Genomic DNA, 20,036 nt, shown 5'->3' on the forward strand with positions numbered 1-20,036 from the left:
GATGACGGCCGTACAGGACGTGTACGAAGGCGACGCGGTGCTCACCGCGCTCGGCGGGTCGGGCGCGCGGATCGACTGCACGGGGTTCAGCCGGCTGGAGCTGGAGGGCCCGCAGGTGCTGTGGCTGGTCGCGGCCGGGGCGCTGGACCTGTTCGCGGTGGACGCCGTGGAGCAGGGCCGGTGGCATCATGTGGGCCGCCTGGAGGCGGGCGCGCTGCTGCTCGGCCCGGTGACCGGCCCTCGGCACACGCTGGTGGCCCGGCCGTCGCGGGAGTGCGTGGTGCACCGGATCGCGCTGCGGGAGCTGTACCGGCAGCCGGAGAGCTGGTCGTACGACGAGTGGGGCGATCCGCGGTACCTGCCCCCGCAGCCGGGTCCGCTGGAGCACGCGCTCGCCCTCGGTGTGGGCCGCGGGCTGTCGGTGCTCTTCGAGGCGCCGATGGCCGCCGACCCGACGGCTGCGACGGCCGACGACGACGTGTTGTGGATGCAGGTGCCGCCCGGCGGTGTGCAGTATGGCTCGCTGTACGGCGCGGAGGCGGCCGCCGATCTGCTGATGGACCCGGCGCTGTGGCAGAGCCTGGTCGAGCAGCAGTACCGGCTGCTGACCACGCTGGACCGCTGGATCGAGCAGCTGGAGCAGCATCACGAGACGCGGGCCGCGGCCGGCATCCGGGCCGGTGAGGCGGTGCGCGCGCAGGCCGACCGCACCCTGCTGGCGTCCATCGGCAAGGCCTCCGCGCGGCGCCAGACGGCCGCGGACGCCGATGCCACGTACGCCGCGTGCAGGCTGGTCGCCGAGGCGGCCGGGATCACGCTGGCGGAGTCCGCGCACGGCGGCACCGAGAGCGAGCGCCTGGACCCGGTGGAGCGGATCGCGCTGGCCTCGCGGGTGCGGACCCGGGCGGTACGGCTGGACGGCCGCTGGTGGCGCGACGACGTGGGTCCGCTGGTCGGCAGACGGGCCCTGTCGGGGGCGCCGGTGGCGTTGCTGTGGCGGCGCGGCGGCTATGTGGCGGTGCATCCGGCCACCGGGCGGGAGACGCCGGTGGAGAAGGCGAACGCGGGCGAGTTCGAGCCGCGCGCGGTGATGCTGTACCGGCCGCTGCCCGACCGCCGGCTCGGCCCGCTCGGGCTCGCCCGGTTCGCGCTGCGCGGCACCCGCGGCGATGTCGCGGCGCTGCTGGGCGCGGGTCTGGTGACGGTGGCGATCGGCGCGCTGGTGCCGGTGGCGACCGGCAAGGTGCTCGGTGAGTACGTGCCGAAGGCACAGTCCGGGCTGATCGGCCAGGTGTGTCTGGCGGTGATGCTCAGCGCGCTGGTGTCGGCGGCGTTCACGCTGCTGCAGAACCTGACGATCCTGCGCCTGGAGGGCCGGATCGAGGCCACGCTGCAACCGGCCGTGTGGGACCGGCTGCTGCGGCTGCCGACGAGCTTCTTCGCCGGGCGGTCCACGGGAGAGCTGGCGAGCGCGGCGATGGGGGTGAGCGCCGTCCGGCGGTTGCTGGCGGGCGTGGGCCCGACGGTCGCGCAGTCGGTGACCGTCGGGGCGATGAACCTGGCGCTGCTGCTGTGGTACAGCGTGCCGATGGCGCTGGCCGCGGTCGGGATGCTGGTGCTGGTCGCCGGGGTGTTCCTGGGGCTGGGGCTGTGGCAGGTGCGCTGGCAGCGGCGTCTTGTGAAGCTGACGAACCGGCTGAACAACCAGGCGTTCCAGACCCTGCGGGGCCTGCCCAAGCTCAGGGTCGCGGCGGCCGAGAACTACGCGTACGCGGCCTGGGCGGGCGAGTTCGCGCGCAGCCGGGAGCTCCAGCAGCGGGTGGGCCGGATCAAGAACCTGTCGGCGGTGCTGGGCGCGGCGTATCTGCCGGTGTGCTCGCTGCTGATGTTCATGCTGCTCGCGGGCCCGGCGCGGGGCGCGATGTCGGCGGCGGACTTCCTGGCCTTCCACACCGCGGTGACCATGCTGCTGACCTCGGTGACCCAGCTGACCGGCGCTTTCGTGTCGGTGGTGGCCGCGCTGCCACTGTACGAGGAGATCAAGCCGGTGCTGGCGGCGGCGCCCGAGGTGCGCACGGCGAGCACCCGGCCGGGTCCGCTGTCGGGGGCGCTGGAGGCGCGGCGGCTGTCGTTCCGCTACTCCGACGACGGGCCGCTGGTGCTGGACGACGTGTCGTTCGAGGTGCGGCCGGGCGAGTTCGTGGCGGTCGTCGGCCCGAGCGGCTGCGGCAAGTCGACCCTGCTGCGGCTGCTGATCGGCTTCGACAAGCCGGTCTCGGGGAGCGTGCTGTACGACGGGCAGGACCTGGCGGCGCTCGACCGGTCGGCGGTGCGGCGGCAGTGCGGGGTGGTGCTGCAGCACGCGCAGCCGTTCACCGGCTCGATCATGGACGTCATCTGCGGCACCGAGCCGTACACGCCGGAGGAAGTGATGGCGGCGGTCGAGCTGGCGGGGCTCGCCGACGACATCCGGCGGATGCCGATGGGCCTGCACACCATCGTCTCCGGCGGCGGGGCGGTCTCCGGCGGTCAGCGCCAGCGGCTGATGATCGCCCAGGCGCTGATCCGGCGCCCGCGCATCCTGTTCCTCGACGAGGCGACCAGCGCGCTGGACAACGAGACGCAGCGCCGGGTGATCGAGTCGACCAAGGCGCTCGACGCCACCCGGATCGTCATTGCGCACCGGCTGTCCACCGTGCTGGACGCCGACCGGGTGATCGTGATGGAGAACGGCCGGGTCGTCCAGCAGGGCCCGCCGGCGCATCTGCTCGCCGACACCGGCGGCCGGCTCCACGAGCTGGTGCGACGGCAGCTGGCCTGAGCGCCGGACCGGCCGGGAGCCGGGCGGTACGGGTCAGTCCAGGCCGGGGACGGGTGCGCCCGAGGGGAATCCGGCCTGTACGTAGCCGTCGTAGGCCTCCTGCCACAGGGCGCCGGGTTCCGTGGGCGTCCGGCCGTCGGCCATGGCGTCCAGGGCGGTCAGGCACACCTCCCAGCCGGCCGCGTTGCGGGCCGCGGCCTCCGCGTCGGCGAGGACGTTGGTGAGGGTCAGCCGGGTCCGGTCGTCCGCCTCCGGCGTCACGTCGAGGCGGATCTCGTCGCCGCCCCACTCGAAGGCCAGGTGGCGGGGCTCGTCGACGGCGAGGACCAGACCGCTGGAGCCGGGCTGGTTCGGGTCGCCGCTGAAGCGGACCGTGCCGCCCGGGCGCAGCTCGAACTCGGCCCGGGCGGGGAACCACCCGGGCGCGGTCAGCATGGACCAGACCCACTCGACGGGACGGGCGTAGACGCGGCCGACGACGACGGCGGGGCGGCCGTCGTCCAGGGCGAGAAAGGTGCCGGTGAGGTCGGCGGGCATGGCGGATCACTCCTTCGCGAGCCGTGCGATGCCCCATTCCTCCCGCAATGCGGGCGTATGTAACCCCCGGGTGGCCGGAAGACGTCCGTTCTCGCGCCCCCGCGGATGGGTACTCGCTGCCCATGCGGATCAGTGTGGTGGATGTCGGATCGCACACGGTGCGGCTGGTCGTCGCGGACGCGGGGACCGGGGCGCCCCTGCCGGTGCACACCGCCAAGTGGCGACTGCGGCTGACCGACTGCCTGGAGCCGGGCGGACGGCTGCCCGAGGAGGCCGTCGAGCGGCTCGTCGGGGCGGTGTCCGAGGCGAAACGGACGGCAGCCCGGTGGGGCGCGGAGCCGCCGCTCGCCTTCGCCACCGCCGTGGTCCGGGCCGCGCCGAACCGTTCCGAGGTGCTGGAGGCGGTCACCTCCCGCACCGGCGTCGCACTGTGCACCCTGCCGGGCGAGCTGGAGGCCGAACTGACGTTCCTGGCGGCCCGGCGCTGGGCGGGCTGGCGGGCCGGGCCGCTGGCCGTGCTGGACATCGGCGGCGGCTCGCTCGAGGTGGCCTTCGGGCGGGGCCGGCTGCCGGACTTCGTGGCCTCCCTGCCGCTGGGCGCGGGCCGGCTGACCCGCGAGTTCCTCGCGGGCGAGGACCCGCCGGCCCCGGCTCGGGTGAGGGAGCTGCGGCGGGCCGTGCGGCACCAGATGCGGGACGTCGCGGCCCGCGTCCGCTGGGAGGGCCCGCGCAGCGCGGTGGCCGCCTCCCGCACCTTCCAGCAGCTCGGCCGGCTGTGCGGGGCGCCGCCGGGGCGGCACGGTCCCTTCACCCAGCGGATGCTGCGCCGCTCCGACCTGGGCGCCGCGGCGGACCGGCTGGCCGGTCTGTCCCCTGCCGAGCGCGCCCTGCTGCCCGGCATCTCGGCGCCGCGTGCCGCCCAGAGCCTCGCGGGTGCCGTCGTCGCCCATACGGCGATGAAGCTCACCGGCATCTCCGAGGTCGAGATCTGCCCCTGGGCCATCCGCGAGGGCGTGCTGCTCCGCCACATCGAGGACGGTCCCTCCTGGTGGGCCGGCATCGCGGAGGGCACCCGGGCCCCGGAGCCGGTCCCGCTGCGGATCGCCGCCTCCCATCGCTGACCGCACTGTCACCGACGCAACCGTCATCGACGTACGAAGGAGCCGCCATGTCGGACGAGGACCGCACCGAGGAGAAGCCCGAGACCGCCCGTGAGGAGGTGCTCCGGGAGATCCTCGACGCCGAGCGCCGGGTCCGCGAGGACGACGAGGAGGAACGCCGCCACCGCGGAGAGGCCGGCGAGGCGATCACCCCGAACACACGGGCGCAGGAGGAATCGCAGGGCGAGTGACACCACCGGCGCCGGCTGGGTACCCGGGGCGCATGGATCAAGAGCGTACGGAACCGAGTCCGCCGTCGCCGCGGGGCCCGGTCTCCGCTGCCGTACGGGAGTACCTCCTCGGGTCGGGGCCTTTGCCGCGGCCCGAGGAGGTGGCGTCCGCGGCGGCCTACGGCGACGACCTGCAGCTGGCTCTGCACCTGTGCTACGAGCTGCACTACCGGGGGCTGGACGGGGTGCCCCCGGACCTCGAGTGGGACCCGGAGCTGCTGCACACCCGGGCCGCGCTGGAGGACACCTTCCTGACCGCGCTGCGCGCGGACGTCCCGGCCCGCGACGACGTGGCCGGAGCCCTCGAGGAACTGCTGGTCGAGCCCGCCGAACCCGGGGGCGTCAGCCACTTCCTGGCCGAGCAGGGCGAGTTGTGGCAGGTGCGCGAGTACGCCGTCCAGCGCTCGGTCTACCACCTGAAGGAGGCCGACCCGCACGCCTGGGTGCTGCCCCGGCTGCACGGCCGGGCCAAGGCGGCGATGGCGGCGGTGGAGTTCGACGAGTTCGGCGGCGGCCGCGCCGACCGGGTGCACGCCGAGCTGTTCGCCCGGCTGATGGACGACCTGGGCCTGGACACGACGTACGGCCGCTATGTGGACGCGGCCTGTGCGCCGGCGCTGGCCACGGTGAACCTGATGTCGCTGCTCGGCCTGCACCGCTCCCTGCGCGGTGCGCTCGTCGGGCACTTCGCGGCCGTCGAGGTCACCTCCTCCCCCGCCTCCCGGCGTCTGGCCAAGGCGATGCGCCGCACGGGCGCGGGCCCCGCGGCCGAGTTCTTCTACGACGAGCACGTGGAGGCCGACGCGGTGCACGAGCAGGTCGTCCGGCACGAGGTGGTCGGCGGACTGCTGGAGTCCGAGCCGAATCTCGCCGCCGACATCGCCTTCGGCATCGACGCCACCGAGTGGCTGGAGGACCGTCTCGCCGGGCATCTGCTGGACGCCTGGCGGACGGGGACCTCGTCGCTGCGTGAACCGCTCTCCGGAGACCGGAAAGAAGTTTCCGGTATTTCATGACGTTTGTGGGTACTTGGGGCCCATGATCCCCTTCACCCCGCCCGGTGTGTATCCACCGCAGGAAGACACCGCCCTGCTGGCCGACGCGCTGTCCGACGAACCGCTTCCGCCCGGTGCCGACGTCCTCGACGTCGGCACCGGCACCGGCGCTCTGGCGCTGGACGCGGCCCGGCAGGGCTCACGGGTCACCGCCGTGGACGTGTCCTGGCGGGCGGCGTGGGCGGCCCGGGTCAACGCCCGGCTGGCCGGCCTGCCGGTCCGGGTGCGGCGCGGCAACCTCTTCGCACCCGTGCGCGGCCAGTCGTTCGACCTCATCCTCGCCAATCCCCCGTACGTCCCCGCGCCGGCGGAAGCCGGCCGCCCCCGGGGCGCGGCCCGGGCCTGGAACGCGGGGCCGGACGGCAGGCTCGTACTGGACCGGATCTGCCACGAGGCCCCGGCACTGCTGCGGCCCGGCGGGGTGCTGCTGATCGTGCACTCGGCGCTCAGCGGGCCCGACCACACCCTGCTGCGGCTGCGCGCGGCGGGGATGAAGGCGACCGTGGTGCGGCGCCGCCGCATCCCCTTCGGGCGGGTGCTGAGCGCCCGGCGGGACTGGCTGCACGAACGGGGGATGCTGTCCCCGGCCGACGAGACGGAGGAGTTGGTGGTCGTCCGTGCCGAACGCCCCTGAACCCGGCCGCGAGGATGCCGAGAACCCCCGCAGGGTCGTCGCCCGGCGGCAGGGCCCCCTGCTCATGGAGGGCCCGGTGGAGGTGGAACTGGAGGACGGGTCGGTGGTGAGGTCCGACCGGTTCCGTGTGGCGCTGTGCACCTGTGCGCGCAGTCGGCGCTTCCCCTGGTGCGACACCAGTCACCGCAGCCGTGAGCAGGCCTCGCAGCGGGACCGCAAGTCCTGAGGGAGGGCATGGAAATGCCGGGGTCCGGTCGGGCGGCCCCACTCCGCCCGACCGGTCCCCGGCGCGGGAAACCACAGGAACTCGGCTACCGTGCCCGCACTCCCCAGTCCCGGGCCCGGTGCCGTCTCACGCGTTCCGTGCGGTCCCGGTCCTGTCAGAACGCGAAGAGGCTCGACTCGTAGGAGCTCTTCACGCACTCGTTGGCGAAGGTGCGCTCATAGGAGACGCGCTGCCCCTGCCAGACGCCGGCGACGGTGACGACCACGGGATCCCACTCCCGGGTGCACAGCACGTCCACTCGGCTGTTCAGCGCGTCGAAGTCGCCTCCGACGGAGCGCAGTTCGGCACAGGCCGCGGCGGGCGCCGGATGGGTGCCCGTGGGCCTGGTGGAGCAGTCGAGCGTGACGGCACGCTCGGGGGTGACGCCGGCCGCGGTCTCGCCGTGGCCCGTGGTGAGCACCAGGGCGGACGGGGCGTAGAGAGACGCCGGTGCGCTGCCGGGGGCGGCGAGGGTGGCCCCGGTCAGGGGTCCGCAGAGTGCGCCGGCCGTGAGGCCGAGGGTCGCTGCCCAGCGCGCGGTGTTCCGCATTGTGTGCATCCTTCCGCTCGATTCGGGGGTGCCGGGACGGGACCGGGTGTGGTGCCCGACCGGCGAGCGCGAGTCTGCCGAGAACGCCGCCGGAATTCACATCGAACCCATGGGTTTCAGTAACCTTGCGTATTGAATCAGTGGCCGGAAGTGACGGAATCGAACGTTCCAGGCCCCGATTAGTCCGCTCCATGATCATCTAGGGTGGCCGAATGGCCGCTTTTCTCACGCTGCGTAATCGGCCGGAAACATTCCGGATCTGCCCCCGGACGACCTTCGTGTGACCCCTTGTGTTCATGGGCTGCCCGAGTAATCGTCATTACATGATTACGAAGCAGCAGCAGGAGGAACTGCGCGGCTGGTTCGCCGGCCGTCTGCCGGACGGCCTCTTCGAGGAACTGACCGAGGTCTCGGTCGACCGCGAGGAGATCACCGTCATCGGCCGCATCCCGGAACCCCGGCTGACGGACGACGCTCCGCCCGCCGAACGGGAGGCGGCGCTGCGGGGACGCATCGAGGAGTTCCGCGAGCGCACCCGCGAGGACCGTATGGCGGTCGCCCGCGAGGCCGAGCACCGCTTCCGCCGGAAGGTGTCCTGGGGTGTGGAGTGCGGAGCCGAACGCGCCCTGTTCACGCATGTCGCCGCTCCGGTGATGACCCGGCTGCGGCAGAGCGAGCGGCAGGTCCTGGACACGCTCGTCGCCTCCGGCGTCGCCCGCAGCCGCAGCGACGCCCTCGCCTGGTGCGTGCGGCTGGTGCGGCGGCACACCGACGACTGGCTGACCGAGCTGCAGGAGTCGCTGGAGCATGTGCGGGAGGTCCGCGACCGGGGGCCGGAGGCCGGCTGAGCCTGCGGCGCATGCCGCGCGGTGCCACGACCCGCCGTCTTCGGCCGGCGGCGCGTCGTGGCTTGTCGCGCAGTTCCCCGCGCCCCTGGGGCGTCGACCTCGGACGGCGTCGGGGTGTCGAGCCGTCCTTCACCTGGGCCGCGCGGTGCCACGACCCGCCGTCTGCGGCCGGCGGCGCGTCGTGGCCTGGCGCGCAGTTCCCCGCGCCCCTGGGGCATCGACCTCGGACGGCGTCGGGCTGTCGAGCCGTCCTTCACCTGGGCCGCGCGGTGCCACGACCCGCCGTCTGCGGCCGGCGGCGCGTCGTGGCCTGGCGCGCAGTTCCCCGCGCCCCTGGGGCATCGACCTCGGACGGCGTCGGGCTGTCGAGCCGTCCTTCACCTGGGCCGGGCGGTGCCACGACCCGCCGTCTGCGGCCGGCGGCGCGTCGTGGCCTGGCGCGCAGTTCCCCGCGCCCCCGGTCGGGCCGTCCTTCGCCCGGCTAGGGCACTGTCGTGCGCCAGCGTTGGGTGGCGGAGCCGTCCTTCACCTTGACCACGATGTCGGCGCTCGTGTCGGCGGTGGTGGCGGCCAGGGCGAGGCGCTCGTCCCAGCGGGGCAGGAGTTCGCCCCGGTCGGTGAACGCGTAGCGGACGTCGTCCGCCCGGGGGTCCCTGCGTGCCGCGCAGCTCGCGAGGATCACCACCCCCGCGTCCATGTGCGAGTCCAGGCACAGGTTCGGGTCTGCGCCGCTGCGGAGCAGGCCGTCGGAGTCGTAGGTCCACCGTTGCGTGCGGGTCGAGGCGCACTTGGCGAGACGGGTGCCCGCGCCGGGGCGCGGCCGGCCCTCGATGTCGAGGCACAGGCCCGCGCCCGCGTTCAGCAGACCCGGCTCGGGGGACGGGTCGCGGCCGCTCGCGCCCGTGGACGCCATCGGCTCGGCCCCGTCGTCGGTGCCCCACAGTCCGGCCGCGAGGACGACCGCGAGGAGCCCCGCCGAGGCCAGGCCGACTCCGGTGAGCAGGGCGCGCGGTGAGCGCCGGGGGGCGGGCACGCGGGGCGGCGTCCGGTGACGGGCCCTGGTGCGCGGACCCGGTGTGGCGCGGGCGCGGCCCGGGCGGGACTCGACATAGCGGCGGGCGCCCCAGCCGAGCACCGCCTCGGCGAGGAGTTCGCCCAATCGACCCTCGAAATAACTCAGTTGTTCGGCGGCCGCCCGGCAGTAACGGCACTCCGCCAGATGCCGCCGCACCTCGGGAAGGAGTCCTCGGCCGCGCCGGATGGGCACGTCGAGAAGGCGGTTGTAGAAACGGCATTCTTTTGTCGGCGCGAGCTCCCGATGGGCGCGGACACACCCTTCCCGGAATTTTTCACGCGCTTGTTCGACCGTCGTCGCGGCGACTTCGACGTCCATGCCGAGCAGCTCCGCGGGAACGGCAACCGCTTCCGCTTCGACCTCGGTGTGCCACAGCAGGCACTGGTCGACGCGCCGCAGCTCCTGGAATGCGCGCTCGGCGAGTCTGCGGTTCTCCGGCGTCCGCGCGGGAGCGGCCCGCATGCCGCGGCCCCCGGCCGGTCTGCTCAGGCCCGGCAGGGCGGCGGATATCCGGTCCTCGGAGGCCCACAGCCGCACCGTGTCCCGTACGGCGGTCAGCAGCCGCGGGCGCAGGGCGACGGCGGATTCGCTGAGGGTGAGGCGGTCCAGGAGCTGGTGGACGGCGGCGGCGGTCACCATGGCGGCGGTGGGGCCGGCGTCAGCGAGGCAGATGGCCGCGTACTCGTGCGCGGGCCGCCAGTGCCGCGCGATCAGCAGAGCGGTGGAACGGGACACCTCGGCGTCCGTGTTTCCGCGGAGCCGCCCGGCGAGCGACTCGTCGGATTCTCCGGGAAACGCGCCGGGCGGCGGGTAGGGCGGACGGGGAGGGTGGGGGGTGGGTGGCACTGAACGGATTCCTTCCCACGCGTATGTGCGACACACAGGAGTTCGGCCGACGGGAAAAGGGCCCGGACTCCGGGCAGTTCACCCTGGCACAGCGCGCACAAGGCCAACAAGGCACTTGGGCAACATGCGTATCACTGAAAGAAAGTCAGGAAGGTATTCGGGCCTGGCGAACCGCACTGCTTTTCGCCATTCCATGCGCCCCGTGTGAAAGGCGCGCCCACTCCGGTCCGCCGCGCACGGTCCCGGGCGGCGGGGCCGCGTAGTGGACTGGGTACCGGCCTACTCGGCAGGCCCCGCGCGGGACGGCGGCTCTCCCGCGCGAAACGGCCGCCGGCCCCGTTCCTCCCGCCCTCGGCCGGCGGCCCCGAGCGTCCGGCCGGGGGCCGGGAAGCGGTCTCCGCGGGACCGGCGGCCTCACCGCCGGGGGCTGCATCTGCCACGGAGGGCGCTACCTGCCCCAGGGGGCTATATCTGCCAGGAGCGCAGCCGGTCGGCGGCGCCGTAGACGTCCGTCCGGCCGTCGATGAGGTCACGGGCCAGGTCCACCAGCGCCCCGTAGGGCGGGTCGATGCCGACGCCGCTGACGAACATGTACGCCACCGCGGTCGCGCAGGCGAAGCGGGCGTTGGCCGACGGCAGGGGCCTGAGCAGCGCGAGCGTGTGCAGCAGGGCGGCGGCGCGCCAGGCGGGGTCGGAGTCGACGCCGAGGCGGGGCGGGTCCACGCGGTGCCGGGCGACGGCGGCGACCAGCGCGGAGAAGTCGTTGATCGTGGGCTGCTCCGGCAGCACTTCCTCGTGACGCTGGAGCAGCCAGGGCACGTCGATGTGGATGACGGGTGTCATCGGTCAGGCGACCCGCCCCTCGCCCTTGGCGGGTGCCTCGTCGTCGGGGAACGCGGCGGCGAATTCGTCGGCGTGCGCCGAGAAGAACCGGCGGAACGCCTCGGCGCCCTCCTTGAGCGCGCGGTGCCGGGCGATGTCGGCGGCGGCCGCCTCCCGCACGAGGGCCTTCATCGACGTACCGCGCTCCTTGGCGATCTGCCGCAGGTCCTCGAGCTCGCGCTCACTGAACTCCACATTCAGAGCTGGCATGACGACACGGTACCGCTCGGGTACTTACCAGTAAATACCCCCAGGTCACAAGTGTCCCGAGACGGTACCGGCCGCCATTCCACTCAGCCCTGGTCGGCGACGAAGGACGCCATCCGGGCCAGCGCCGCGTTCCAGTTGATCGTGTGCTCGTTGGTCGACCAGGACTGGATGTCGTCGATGTAGCAGAACTGGCCGACGCATCCCTGCAGCTTGGCCTGCGCGAAGGGGTCCTGGATGCCCGAGTTCGGCCCGCCGGCCAGGGTGCCGCTCGGCGGGTTCGGCTGGCTCGGGTCGAGCTGGTGGGCGTACCAGCGGGCGTGCTGGTTGTGGGAGCTGACCTCGCCGTAGCCGGTGACGTAGGAGATGTTCAGCGCGTTGCGGCCGAGCAGGTAGTCCATGGTCTGCAGCGCGCCGTCGCGGTACTTGGCGGCGCCGGTGAGGTCGTACGCGGTGGCCAGGACGACCGCGTTGTTGAGGATCTGGTGGTTGGAGCCCCAGTCGTACTTGTTCTCGTCGGGGGCGTACGGGACGCCGTACGGGTGGGCCTTGAGGGTGGCCAGGTAGCGGTCGGCGCCCTTGACGACCGACTGGCGGATCTTGTCCCGGCCGGGCAGCGGGCTCGGCACCAGCGCCAGGTCGAGTCGGCCCGCCGCCGCGGTGCGTGCCCAGTCGAAGCCGATCGGGCCGAAGATGTCGGCGGTGTGGACCGGGGAGTTCAGGACGTGGTCGGCGAACTGCCTCTCGTGGGTGGTGAGATACAGCTCGGCCGCGGCCCAGTAGAACTCGTCGGAGAGGTTGCCGTCGGCGTAGGTGCCGCCGCCGATGCCGTCACTGTCGGAGGCGTACACCTCCGGGTGGGCGAGCGCCGCCGACCAGGCCTTGCGGGCGGCCGCCAGGGCCTTCGCGGCGAAATGCCGGTCGTAGGGGGCGTACAGCCGCGCCGCCTGGGCCGCGGTCGCCGCCAGGTTGAGGGTGGCCGCGGTGGTCGGCGGGTGCAGTTCGCGCTTCTGCGGGTCGTCGTGCGGCATCAGCGGCAGGCCGGTCCACTGCTCGTCGTGGATCTTGTGGTGGGCCATGCCGGCCAGCGGCTTCCCGTCCGGGACCTGCATCTTCAGCAGGAAGTCCAGCTCCCAGCGGGCCTCGTCGAGGATGTCCGGCACCTTGTTGCCGCTCTCGGGGATCGCGAGAGTGCCGTCGCGCAGCCGCCCCTGCTCGCCGGTGCGGGCGATCCTGGCGCGCTCGTAGGTGCTGAGCACCTCCCAGGTGGAGATGCCGCCGTTGACGACGTACTTGCCGTGGTCGCCGGCGTCGTACCAGCCACCGCTGACGTCGAGGGTGTAGTCGCACACACCCGGCTGGCAGGGCACGTTCGTGTCGCCCTGGTTGGGTGCGACGCCGACGTGACCCGCGGGCCGGCCGTAGCCGGGGCGCAGGTCGTCGCGGATCGGGGTGCCGCTGCGCTGGGTGTAGTAGTACTTCAGCGAGTCCAGGCGCAGTCGCTCGTAGGCGGCCGTGCCCAGGTCGAAGGGGCGGCTGGTCTCGCCGTCGGCGACCAGGGTGAAGCCCTCGCCGGCCGTGCGGTAGGCGCCGAAGTCGATCGAGTGGACGTTCTGCCCGGAGGAGGCGTCCGTCCCGCGCGGCACGGTCCAGCCCCGCGCGACCACGGTCCCCGAGGCGTTCTTCAGCTGCCAGGGCAGCCGGGTGGTCGCGTCCGTGACCAGCGTGGCGTTCTTCGGCCCGGCGGGCAGATAGCCGACCTGGTTGACCCGCACCCGCGGCCCGGTGTCCGGCTCGTACGTCTCCGGCGGTACGCCGCCCAGCAGGGAGACGTCGTCCATGCAGAAGCGCCAGGCGTCCGCGCCGCCGCCGACCTGGAAGGCGACCTGCGCCTGGCCGGTGTCGACGGGCGAGGTGAAGGTGTAGGAGTAGGCGTTCCCGGAGACGCTGAGCTGCGGCGACACCTCGAACCAGGTGTCGTACGGGGCTGTCGCGAGCCCGACCAGCGCCCGGACTGCATGGCCCTCGGGCGTGCCGGTGGCGCTGAAGGAGAAGCGGTACGACTCCCCCTTGACCAGCGTCACGTCGTTCTGTCCCACGGCCGCGTCCCAGCGGTTGGCCGTGCCGCCGGGGACGTCCGCGCACAGGCGGCCCCCGTCGAGGCCGGCCGTGACGTTGCTCGTGGTCCACCAGGGGTCGGTGGTGCTGTCGAAGGTGCCGTTCTTGAGCTGCTCGACCTCGTCGGCCGTCGCGGACGGCGTGGGCAGGGCGGTCAGGGCGGCCGCCAGGAGCGTGGTGAGCGATAGCAGGGCGGTTCTGCGTCTGTACACGGGTCGGCTCCTTGGAAGGGGCGAGGGTGCCCGAGAGCGCATGGGAGCGCTCCCAAAACACGGTCGGGGCACATGGTTGTGGCCGTCACGACACCCCGTCAACCGTCGTGACACACCGACTCGTCCGTCACAGCGGTTCTCGGTCGCATCGAGGGAGCGGTCATGGGGGTCGGCCGATGGGGTCGGCGGGCGGGCGCGGTGGGCCTTCGACGGAGCGGGGCGCGCGGGCGCGGCGGTGGCCGATGGCGCGGGCGGGCGGGCGGTCACGGTGGGCCGTGGGCGGGGCGGGGTGACCAGGCCGTCGGTGGGGCGGGGGCAGGCGGACGCACCAGGTCGTCGGTGGACGGGGCAGGCGAACGCGGCGAAGTGCCGATCGCGCGGCGCGGACGGACGCGGCAGGCCATCGACCGCGTGGGACGGACGAACGCGGCAGGTCGTCCACAGCCCCGGCGGGCGGCCGCAGCGGCCCGTCGAACCGGGGCGCCCACGCGGCCCTGCTCGGATCCCCGCCGCTGCCCCCGCGTCCTCTCCCCTCCCCTCCCCTCCCCCGGTCACACCGTCCAGTGGCCGTCCCGCATCAGTTCGCGACCCGTCAGCTCGTCCGCCTCGCGCCAGGCCTGCACCCGCCGTGGGGTGACCCGGAACCAGCGGTAGGGAGTGGTGAGGGTGCGCGGGTCGAAGCCGGTGCGGGCCGCGAAGCGGTCGCCCTGCCCGCTCGGCAGGGCGTCCATCTCCAGGACCTCGGCCTCGCCCTCGATCATCGACACGTCCCGCGTGTGGCCGAGGCTCAGCCGGCAGCCCCGGCCGGACGCCAGGTTGCGCCCGGTGGGGCTGTCGGCCGGGGTGGCGAGCAGCAGGGCCTCGCCGTCCCAGTCGAAGGACAGCGGCACCAGGTGGGGCACGCCGTCGGCCGAGGCGGTGGCCACCCAGACGTCCACGTCGTGGGCGAGCCGGTGCTCGGTGTCGCGGCGGCGCTGGGCGGGGGTACGGGTGGACATGACGCCTCCGGTTCAGATCTCTCGTACGCGGTGTCCTCAGGGTCTCCCCCGGGGCCCCTGGGCCACCTCCGTGCCCGCCACGGAGAGCGGTACGGATAATGACCCGGTGTCCACCGAAGTGATCTCCGCCCGGGAAGCCGAAGTACTCGCCCTGCTCGGGGAGCACCTGAGCAACGCGGAGATCGCCGCACGGCTGTTCATCTCCGTACGGACCGTCGAGTCCCATGTCTCCTCGCTGCTGCGGAAGTTGGAGCTGCCGGACCGGCGGGCGCTGTCCCGGCGGGCGGCCGAGCGGGAGCGTGCGGCGGCGCCCGCCCTCCCGGCCCCGCTGACGGCGTTCGTCGGACGGGCGCGCGAGCGCGGGGAGTTGGCCGAGGCGCTCAAGACGCACCGGCAGGTGACGGCGGTCGGTCCGGGCGGGGTCGGCAAGACACGGCTCGCGCTGGCGGTGGCGGCCGAGGCGTCGGGCGAGTTCGCCGACGGGGTGTGGTTCGTCGATCTGGTGCCGGTCACCGATCCGGGGCGGGTCGGGGCGGCGGTCGCGGCGGCCGTGGGGGTGGGTGAGCAGCCGGGGCGCGGCCTCGACGACGCGGTGGTCGCCGCGCTGGCGGAGCGCCGGGCGCTGCTGGTGCTGGACAACTGCGAGCAGGTGCGGGACGGGGTCGCGCCGTTCCTGGAGCGGCTGCTCGCGTCCTGTCCCGGGGTGCGGGTGCTGGTGACGAGCCGGGCCCGGCTGATGGTGCCGTTCGAGCGGGTCTTCCCGGTGCCGCCGCTGTCGCGGGACGGGGGCACCGAGTCGGAGGCGGTGGCGCTGTTCCTGGACCGGGCCGCCGCGGTCGGCCTCGCCCCCGGTCCGGAGGCGGCGGGGCGGGTCGCGGCGCTGTGCGAACGGCTCGACGGCATGGCCCTCGCGATCGAGCTCGCGGCGGCCCGGCTGCCCACCCTCGGTCTCGACGGCCTCACCGCCGGGCTCTCCGACCAGTTGCGCGTCCTGGCGGGCGGGCCCCGTGCGGACGACCGGCACCGGTCGGTGCGGGCGGTGCTGGACTGGAGCCATGAGCTGCTGCGGCCGCGGGACAGGGCGTTGTTGCGCAGGGTGTCGGTGTTCCTGGCGCCGTTCACCGCGGACGCGGCGGCCGAGGTGGCCGGTTTCGGCGTGCTGGACCAAGCGGAGGTCGCCGACGGGCTGGGACGGCTCGCGGAGCAGAGCCTGCTCGTGGTGACGCCGTCCGCGGCGGGCACCCGCTATCAAGCGCTGGAGACCATCCGGCAGTACGGCGGGGAGCAGCTCGCCCGCGCCGGTGAGACGGACGACGTGCGCGCCCGGCACGCGGACTGGTGCCTGGCCGCCGCCAACGGACTGGAGGACGACGCCGACGGGCCGGACTGGCGGGCCCGCTTCGACGCCGTCGCGGACGACGTACGGGCCGCTCTGTCCTGGTCCGCGGGCCGGCCGGGACGACGGGAGCAGGCCCACCGGCTCGCCCTGGCGCTGGCGGGTGCCGCGTTCAGCCGGACGCTGCTCGGCGAGTCCCAGCAGCGCTACGAGCAGGCGGCCGGGCTCGCCGGCGGCCTCTGTGCGGCCGGTGCCCTGCGCCGGGCGGCCGCCGTGGCCGGCTGCCGCCGTCTCGGCGACGACATGCTCCGCCTGCACCGCGCCGCCGCCGAGGCGGCCCTGGGCGCGGGTGACCGTACGGCCGCGGGCCGGGACTTCGCCGAGGCCGCGACCATCGCCTACCGCTTCTCGAGCACGTTCGCCCGGGTGCCGTCCCGGGAGGCCGTGCTGGACCTGCTCGGGCGGGCTCGGGAGCTGGCCGGGGACGACGGGGCGGCCGGGCCGTCCGCCCAGGCACACCGGCCGCTCCAGGCCGCCCCGGCCGCGCAGGCCGCGCAGGCCGCGCTGGCGCTTGCCGAGGCCGCCGTGGTGGGGGACGCGTTCGGGGCGGTGCAGGGCGACGCGGTCAACAGCGTGCGGGAGACGGTGGAGTCCGCGGAGCGCGCTGTGCGGGTCGCCCGGTGGGCGGGCGACCCGGTGGCCGAGTCGGGGGCGCTCGACGCGTTGTCGGGGGCGCGGAGCTGGGAGGGTGACGTGTTCGGCGCGGCGGTCGCCGCCCGGCGGCGGCTCGATGTGCTGGCCGCGGCGCCTACGGGGCCGGCCGCGGCGCACGAGCTGATGGACGCCCTGGCCATGGCCGCCGGGACGGCGGTCGGCGCGGGGCGGCTGGCGGAGGCGCGCCGGTGGGGGCGGCGGCTGGCCGGGCATCCGCTGCTGGCCGAGGTGGGGCATCACGCGACGTCGTGGCTGCTGGTGGCGGACGCGTTCGCGGGGCACGCCGACGACGTGCTCGCGGCCGGTACGCGGTTCCGGGAGGCGTGGGAGGACAGCGGCCGGCCGCGGTCGTTCTCGCTGGGCCCCGCCGCGGCGGCGGTCGCCCTGGTCCACGGGCTGCGCGGCGACCACGAGGCCCGGGAGCAGTGGCTGCGGATCGTCGGGCGGGCGGGCAACGCCCCCGAGCACCGGCACGGATACGGCGCCGTCTTCGACGCCCTGGTGCTGCTGCACGAGTCGGACGTGGACGCGGCGCTGGAGCGGGTCGGGCCGGAGCCGGAGGAGGTGTGGAAGTGGGTGTCGTGGGTGTGGCTGCACTGGTACGTGGCGCTGCGCGCGGAGACGGCCGTGCTGGCCGGGCATCCCGCGGCGCGGGACCGTATCGGCGCCGCCCGGGCGGTGGTCGCCGGGAACCCGGTCGCCACCGCGCAGGTGGACCGGGCGGAGGCGCTCCTCGACGGTGACGTGCCCCGGCTGTCGGCGGCGGTGGCGGCGTTCGAGGCGGCCGGGAGCCCCTATCAGGCGGCGCGCACGCTGCTGCTCGCGGGAGGCGCCCGCGCCGCCGAGGGCGAGGCCGCGCTCGCCGGCCTCGGCCTTGCGGTCGGGAAGGTCGTGAGCGGCCTCCCCGTTCGCCGGGACGGCCGGAGCCACTAGGCTGGAACGCAGGAGACGCACCCGTTGACTGTGAGTGTGCGCGATGGAGTGGCGACGATGAGCCTGGTCTACCCGTTCGACGAGGCCGCGACGGCCCGGGCTGTCATCGCCGAGGACGGCACGCTGACCTCGTGGAACGAGGGCGCCCACCGCCTGCTGGGCTGGAGCGCCGACGACGTGCTGGGCCGCCCGGCGGCGGCCCTCGTCGCGGGCACGGCCCCCGCGCTGCGGGGCGCGCGCTGGGACGGCACCGTGCCGCTGCGGCACCGGGACGGGCATACGGTCTCCGTCTGGCTGCTCGCCCATCACCAGTGGCCGCCGGAGGGCGGCACCGGACACTGGCTGGTCGTCACCCCGCTGGACTCCCGCGGCGCCCGCCCGCCCGGGGACCCGCTGGAGGCGTCCGCGCTGGCGCAGGCCCCCTGTCCGACGGCCGTCTACGACGAGCGGCTGCGGCTGCACTCCGTCAACGACGCGATGGCCCGTACGCTCGGGCTGCCCAGGGAACACATCCAGGGGCTGCGGCAGTCCGAGATCGGCGGGAAGCCGCAGAGCGAGGAGCTGGAGGAGAACCTGCTCCAGGTCCTCTCCAGCGGCGAGCCCCGCGAGGTGCGGACGTATCTGCGGGCCGGCGGCGAGGACCGGGCGCACGCCTGGCTCGTCCGGATGACACCGGTCGCCGATCCCGCGGGCGGGGTGCGGGGCGTGTGCATGGCCGCCCATGACGTCACCGAGAGCCATCTCGCCCGGGAACGGCTGCAGTTGGTCAACGAGGCGAGCGTGCGCATCGGCAGCACCCTCGATGTCACCCGCACGGCCCAGGAGCTGGCGGAGGTGTGCGTGCCCGCGCTGGCCGACTTCGTCAGCGTCGACCTGCTGGACGCCGACGAGCAGAGCGGCGATCCGCCCGCGCGGGTCACCGTGCCGGTCGGGCTGCGCAGGATCGCCCACCAGTCGGTGAGCCCGGGCAGCCCCGAGGCGGTGGTCAAGCCGGGGGAGTTCGACATGTACCCGGCCGCGTCGCCGCAGGCCGCCTCGCTCGTCGCGGGCCGCACCACGGTCGCCTCGGTGTCCGGCGGCGACCTGGAGCGGTGGCTGGCCAAGTCCCCCGAGCGCCGTGAGCGGGCGCGGGAGTACGGCATCCACTCCACGATGTCGGTGCCCATCCAGGCCCGCGGCAGCACGCTCGGCGTCGTGGTGTTCCGTCGCTTCCGGCGGCCCGACCCGTTCACCGACGACGACGCCCTGCTGGCCGAGGAGATCACGGCACGCGCCGCGGTGTGCATCGACAACGCCCGCCGGTTCTCCCGGGAGCGGGAGACGGCCCTCGCCCTGCAGCGCAGTCTGCTCCCCCGCCGGCTCCCCCGTACGGCGGCGGTGGCGGCGGCCTCCCGGTACCTGCCGGCGGCGCGCGCCGGGGTGGGCGGCGACTGGTTCGACGTGATCCCGCTGTCGGGCATGCGGGTCGCCATGGTGGTGGGTGATGTCGTCGGCCACGGGGTGCAGGCCTCGGCGACGATGGGCCGGCTGCGCACGGCGGTGCGTACGCTGGCCGACATCGATCTGGCGCCGGACGAGCTGCTCACCCACCTCGACGATCTCGTCGTACGGCTCGCGGAGGAGAACGGCAGCGAGGCCGGCCGGCCCGGCGAGCTGGGGGCGACGTGCGTGTACGCGGTCTACGACCCGGTGTCCCGGCGCTGCTCGGTGGCGCGGGCCGGGCATCCGGCTCCGGTGATGGTGCCGCCGGACGGGGCGCCGCGCGAGATGGACGTGCCCGCGGGGCCGCCGCTGGGGCTCGGCGGGCTGCCGTTCGAGTGCTCCGAACTGTATCTGCCCGAGGGCACCCTGCTCGCCTTCTACACCGACGGGCTGATCTGGTCCCGGGAGCGGGACGAGGAGGCCGCGCGGGCCACGCTGCGGGAGGCGCTGGTCCGGCCCTCGGCGTCGCTGGACGAGACCTGCGACCGGGTGCTCGCCGCGCTGCTGCCGCCGAGCGGTATCGCCGACGACGTGGCCCTGCTGCTGGCCGCCACCCGGGGCCTGCCGGCCGACCGGGTCGCCACCTGGGACATCCCGGCCGATCCCTCGTTGGTCGCGCCGATCCGCAAGCAGGTCGTCGAGCAGCTCGCCACCTGGCGCCTGGACGAGGCGTCCTTCACGGCCGAGCTGGTGGTGAGCGAGCTCGTCACGAACGCCATCCGCTACGGCGCGCGGCCCATCCGGCTGCGGCTCATCCACGACACGGACACCCTGATCTGCGAGGTGTCCGACAGCAACCACACCGCTCCGCATCTGCGGCGGGCCAAGACGTGGGACGAGGGCGGGCGGGGGCTGCTGCTGGTGGCCCAGCTGACCCAGCGGTGGGGCAGCCGGCACACGGCGGACGGCAAGACGATCTGGGCGGAACTGGGGCTGTTCGAGGAGCCCGGATAGCGCGGTGGGGGGCGGGGGGGGGGGGGGGGGGGCGCGGGGGGGGGGGGGGGGGGGGGGGGGGGGGGGGGCGGGGGGGGGGGGGGGGGCGGGGGGGGGGGGGGGGGGGGGGGGGGGGGGGGGGGGCGGGCCGGGGGGGGGGCGGGGGGGGGTGGTCGTCAGGTGGTCCAGGACCCTGGAGA

At 74.6% G+C, this 20,036-nt stretch carries 16 protein-coding genes; 9 read left to right on the plus strand and 7 right to left on the minus strand.

The annotated features are described in order from the left end of the window. Nucleotide 1 precedes the first annotated feature (1 nt). Nucleotides 2-2,821, plus strand: a complete 2,820-nt coding sequence (locus ACIGXJ_RS34050; RefSeq protein WP_399653807.1) for an NHLP bacteriocin export ABC transporter permease/ATPase subunit — start codon at nt 2-4, stop codon at nt 2,819-2,821. A 33-nt stretch (nt 2,822-2,854) separates the two neighbouring features. Here ACIGXJ_RS34050 and ACIGXJ_RS34055 read toward each other — a convergent pair whose 3' ends face one another. Then, a complete protein-coding gene (locus ACIGXJ_RS34055) occupies nt 2,855-3,358 on the minus strand; it encodes an SRPBCC domain-containing protein (RefSeq protein ID WP_399653810.1) in 504 nt (167 codons plus the stop codon). A gap of 122 nt (nt 3,359-3,480) precedes the next feature. Between ACIGXJ_RS34055 and ACIGXJ_RS34060 the strand changes: the two genes are divergently transcribed. Genes ACIGXJ_RS34060 through ACIGXJ_RS34080 form a run of 5 tightly spaced genes read left to right on the plus strand, consistent with a single transcriptional unit; the run spans nt 3,481 to nt 6,663 of the window. Further along, the gene (locus ACIGXJ_RS34060; protein ID WP_399653813.1) at nt 3,481-4,479 is read left to right on the plus strand and encodes a Ppx/GppA family phosphatase; all 999 of its coding nucleotides are present in this window, start codon (nt 3,481-3,483) and stop codon (nt 4,477-4,479) included. 47 nt (nt 4,480-4,526) lie between these two features. After that, nucleotides 4,527-4,709 (plus strand): hypothetical protein, encoded by a 183-nt coding sequence (locus ACIGXJ_RS34065; protein WP_399653815.1) that lies wholly within the window; start codon nt 4,527-4,529, stop codon nt 4,707-4,709. Nucleotides 4,710-4,741: 32 nt separating this feature from the next. Further along, nucleotides 4,742-5,764, plus strand: coding sequence for an iron-containing redox enzyme family protein (locus ACIGXJ_RS34070; RefSeq protein WP_399653818.1), 1,023 nt, complete (start codon nt 4,742-4,744; stop codon nt 5,762-5,764). A gap of 22 nt (nt 5,765-5,786) precedes the next feature. Further along, entirely contained in the window at nt 5,787-6,437 is a 651-nt protein-coding gene (locus ACIGXJ_RS34075) for a HemK2/MTQ2 family protein methyltransferase (protein ID WP_399653821.1), read from the plus strand. Beyond that, on the plus strand, nt 6,421-6,663 hold the full coding sequence (locus ACIGXJ_RS34080) for a CDGSH iron-sulfur domain-containing protein (RefSeq protein ID WP_399653824.1): 243 nt from the start codon (nt 6,421-6,423) through the stop codon (nt 6,661-6,663). Before ACIGXJ_RS34075 ends, ACIGXJ_RS34080 begins: the two co-directional genes overlap by 17 nt. Before the next feature lie 154 nt (nt 6,664-6,817). Here the strand turns inward: ACIGXJ_RS34080 and ACIGXJ_RS34085 are convergent, their stop codons facing one another. Next, complete coding sequence (locus ACIGXJ_RS34085; RefSeq protein ID WP_399653826.1) at nt 6,818-7,252, minus strand: protease inhibitor; 435 nt, start codon at nt 7,250-7,252, stop codon at nt 6,818-6,820. A 323-nt stretch (nt 7,253-7,575) separates the two neighbouring features. Here ACIGXJ_RS34085 and ACIGXJ_RS34090 point away from each other — a divergent pair, with 323 nt between their 5' ends. Further along, entirely contained in the window at nt 7,576-8,100 is a 525-nt protein-coding gene (locus tag ACIGXJ_RS34090; protein WP_399653828.1) for a hypothetical protein, read from the plus strand. A gap of 481 nt (nt 8,101-8,581) precedes the next feature. On the opposite strand, the gene ACIGXJ_RS34095 is transcribed toward ACIGXJ_RS34090, so the two are convergent. From ACIGXJ_RS34095 to ACIGXJ_RS34115, 5 genes are all read right to left on the minus strand, one after another. Further along, nucleotides 8,582-10,021 (minus strand): RICIN domain-containing protein, encoded by a 1,440-nt coding sequence (locus tag ACIGXJ_RS34095; RefSeq protein WP_399653830.1) that lies wholly within the window; start codon nt 10,019-10,021, stop codon nt 8,582-8,584. Nucleotides 10,022-10,486: 465 nt separating this feature from the next. Beyond that, nucleotides 10,487-10,864, minus strand: a complete 378-nt coding sequence (locus ACIGXJ_RS34100) for a toxin Doc (protein ID WP_399653833.1) — start codon at nt 10,862-10,864, stop codon at nt 10,487-10,489. Between the two features lie 3 nt (nt 10,865-10,867). After that, nucleotides 10,868-11,113, minus strand: a complete 246-nt coding sequence (locus tag ACIGXJ_RS34105; protein WP_399653835.1) for a hypothetical protein — start codon at nt 11,111-11,113, stop codon at nt 10,868-10,870. Between the two features lie 83 nt (nt 11,114-11,196). Next, the gene (locus ACIGXJ_RS34110; protein ID WP_399653837.1) at nt 11,197-13,440 is read right to left on the minus strand and encodes a glycoside hydrolase family 9 protein; all 2,244 of its coding nucleotides are present in this window, start codon (nt 13,438-13,440) and stop codon (nt 11,197-11,199) included. Between the two features lie 551 nt (nt 13,441-13,991). Continuing rightward, complete coding sequence (locus ACIGXJ_RS34115; RefSeq protein WP_399653839.1) at nt 13,992-14,438, minus strand: pyridoxamine 5'-phosphate oxidase family protein; 447 nt, start codon at nt 14,436-14,438, stop codon at nt 13,992-13,994. A gap of 106 nt (nt 14,439-14,544) precedes the next feature. Between ACIGXJ_RS34115 and ACIGXJ_RS34120 the strand changes: the two genes are divergently transcribed. Next, complete coding sequence (locus tag ACIGXJ_RS34120) at nt 14,545-17,421, plus strand: ATP-binding protein (RefSeq protein ID WP_399653841.1); 2,877 nt, start codon at nt 14,545-14,547, stop codon at nt 17,419-17,421. Nucleotides 17,422-17,478: 57 nt separating this feature from the next. Beyond that, entirely contained in the window at nt 17,479-19,857 is a 2,379-nt protein-coding gene (locus tag ACIGXJ_RS34125; protein ID WP_399653844.1) for a SpoIIE family protein phosphatase, read from the plus strand. Nucleotides 19,858-20,036: the final 179 nt, after the last annotated feature.

Source organism: Streptomyces sp. NPDC053367 (genome assembly GCF_044545925.1).
Taxonomy (GTDB): Bacteria; Actinomycetota; Actinomycetes; order Streptomycetales; family Streptomycetaceae; genus Streptomyces.

Bases quoted from the DNA above. Each gene is read 5' to 3' on its own strand.
- ACIGXJ_RS34050 (WP_399653807.1), top strand. From the start codon at position 2: ATGACGGCCGTACAGGACGTGTACGAAGGCGACGCGGTGCTCACCGCG.
- ACIGXJ_RS34055 (WP_399653810.1), bottom strand. From the start codon at position 3,358: ATGCCCGCCGACCTCACCGGCACCTTTCTCGCCCTGGACGACGGCCGC.
- ACIGXJ_RS34060 (WP_399653813.1), top strand. From the start codon at position 3,481: ATGCGGATCAGTGTGGTGGATGTCGGATCGCACACGGTGCGGCTGGTC.
- ACIGXJ_RS34065 (WP_399653815.1), top strand. From the start codon at position 4,527: ATGTCGGACGAGGACCGCACCGAGGAGAAGCCCGAGACCGCCCGTGAG.
- ACIGXJ_RS34070 (WP_399653818.1), top strand. From the start codon at position 4,742: ATGGATCAAGAGCGTACGGAACCGAGTCCGCCGTCGCCGCGGGGCCCG.
- ACIGXJ_RS34075 (WP_399653821.1), top strand. From the start codon at position 5,787: ATGATCCCCTTCACCCCGCCCGGTGTGTATCCACCGCAGGAAGACACC.
- ACIGXJ_RS34085 (WP_399653826.1), bottom strand. From the start codon at position 7,252: ATGCGGAACACCGCGCGCTGGGCAGCGACCCTCGGCCTCACGGCCGGC.
- ACIGXJ_RS34090 (WP_399653828.1), top strand. From the start codon at position 7,576: ATGATTACGAAGCAGCAGCAGGAGGAACTGCGCGGCTGGTTCGCCGGC.
- ACIGXJ_RS34100 (WP_399653833.1), bottom strand. From the start codon at position 10,864: ATGACACCCGTCATCCACATCGACGTGCCCTGGCTGCTCCAGCGTCAC.
- ACIGXJ_RS34105 (WP_399653835.1), bottom strand. From the start codon at position 11,113: ATGCCAGCTCTGAATGTGGAGTTCAGTGAGCGCGAGCTCGAGGACCTG.
- ACIGXJ_RS34115 (WP_399653839.1), bottom strand. From the start codon at position 14,438: ATGTCCACCCGTACCCCCGCCCAGCGCCGCCGCGACACCGAGCACCGG.
- ACIGXJ_RS34125 (WP_399653844.1), top strand. From the start codon at position 17,479: ATGAGCCTGGTCTACCCGTTCGACGAGGCCGCGACGGCCCGGGCTGTC.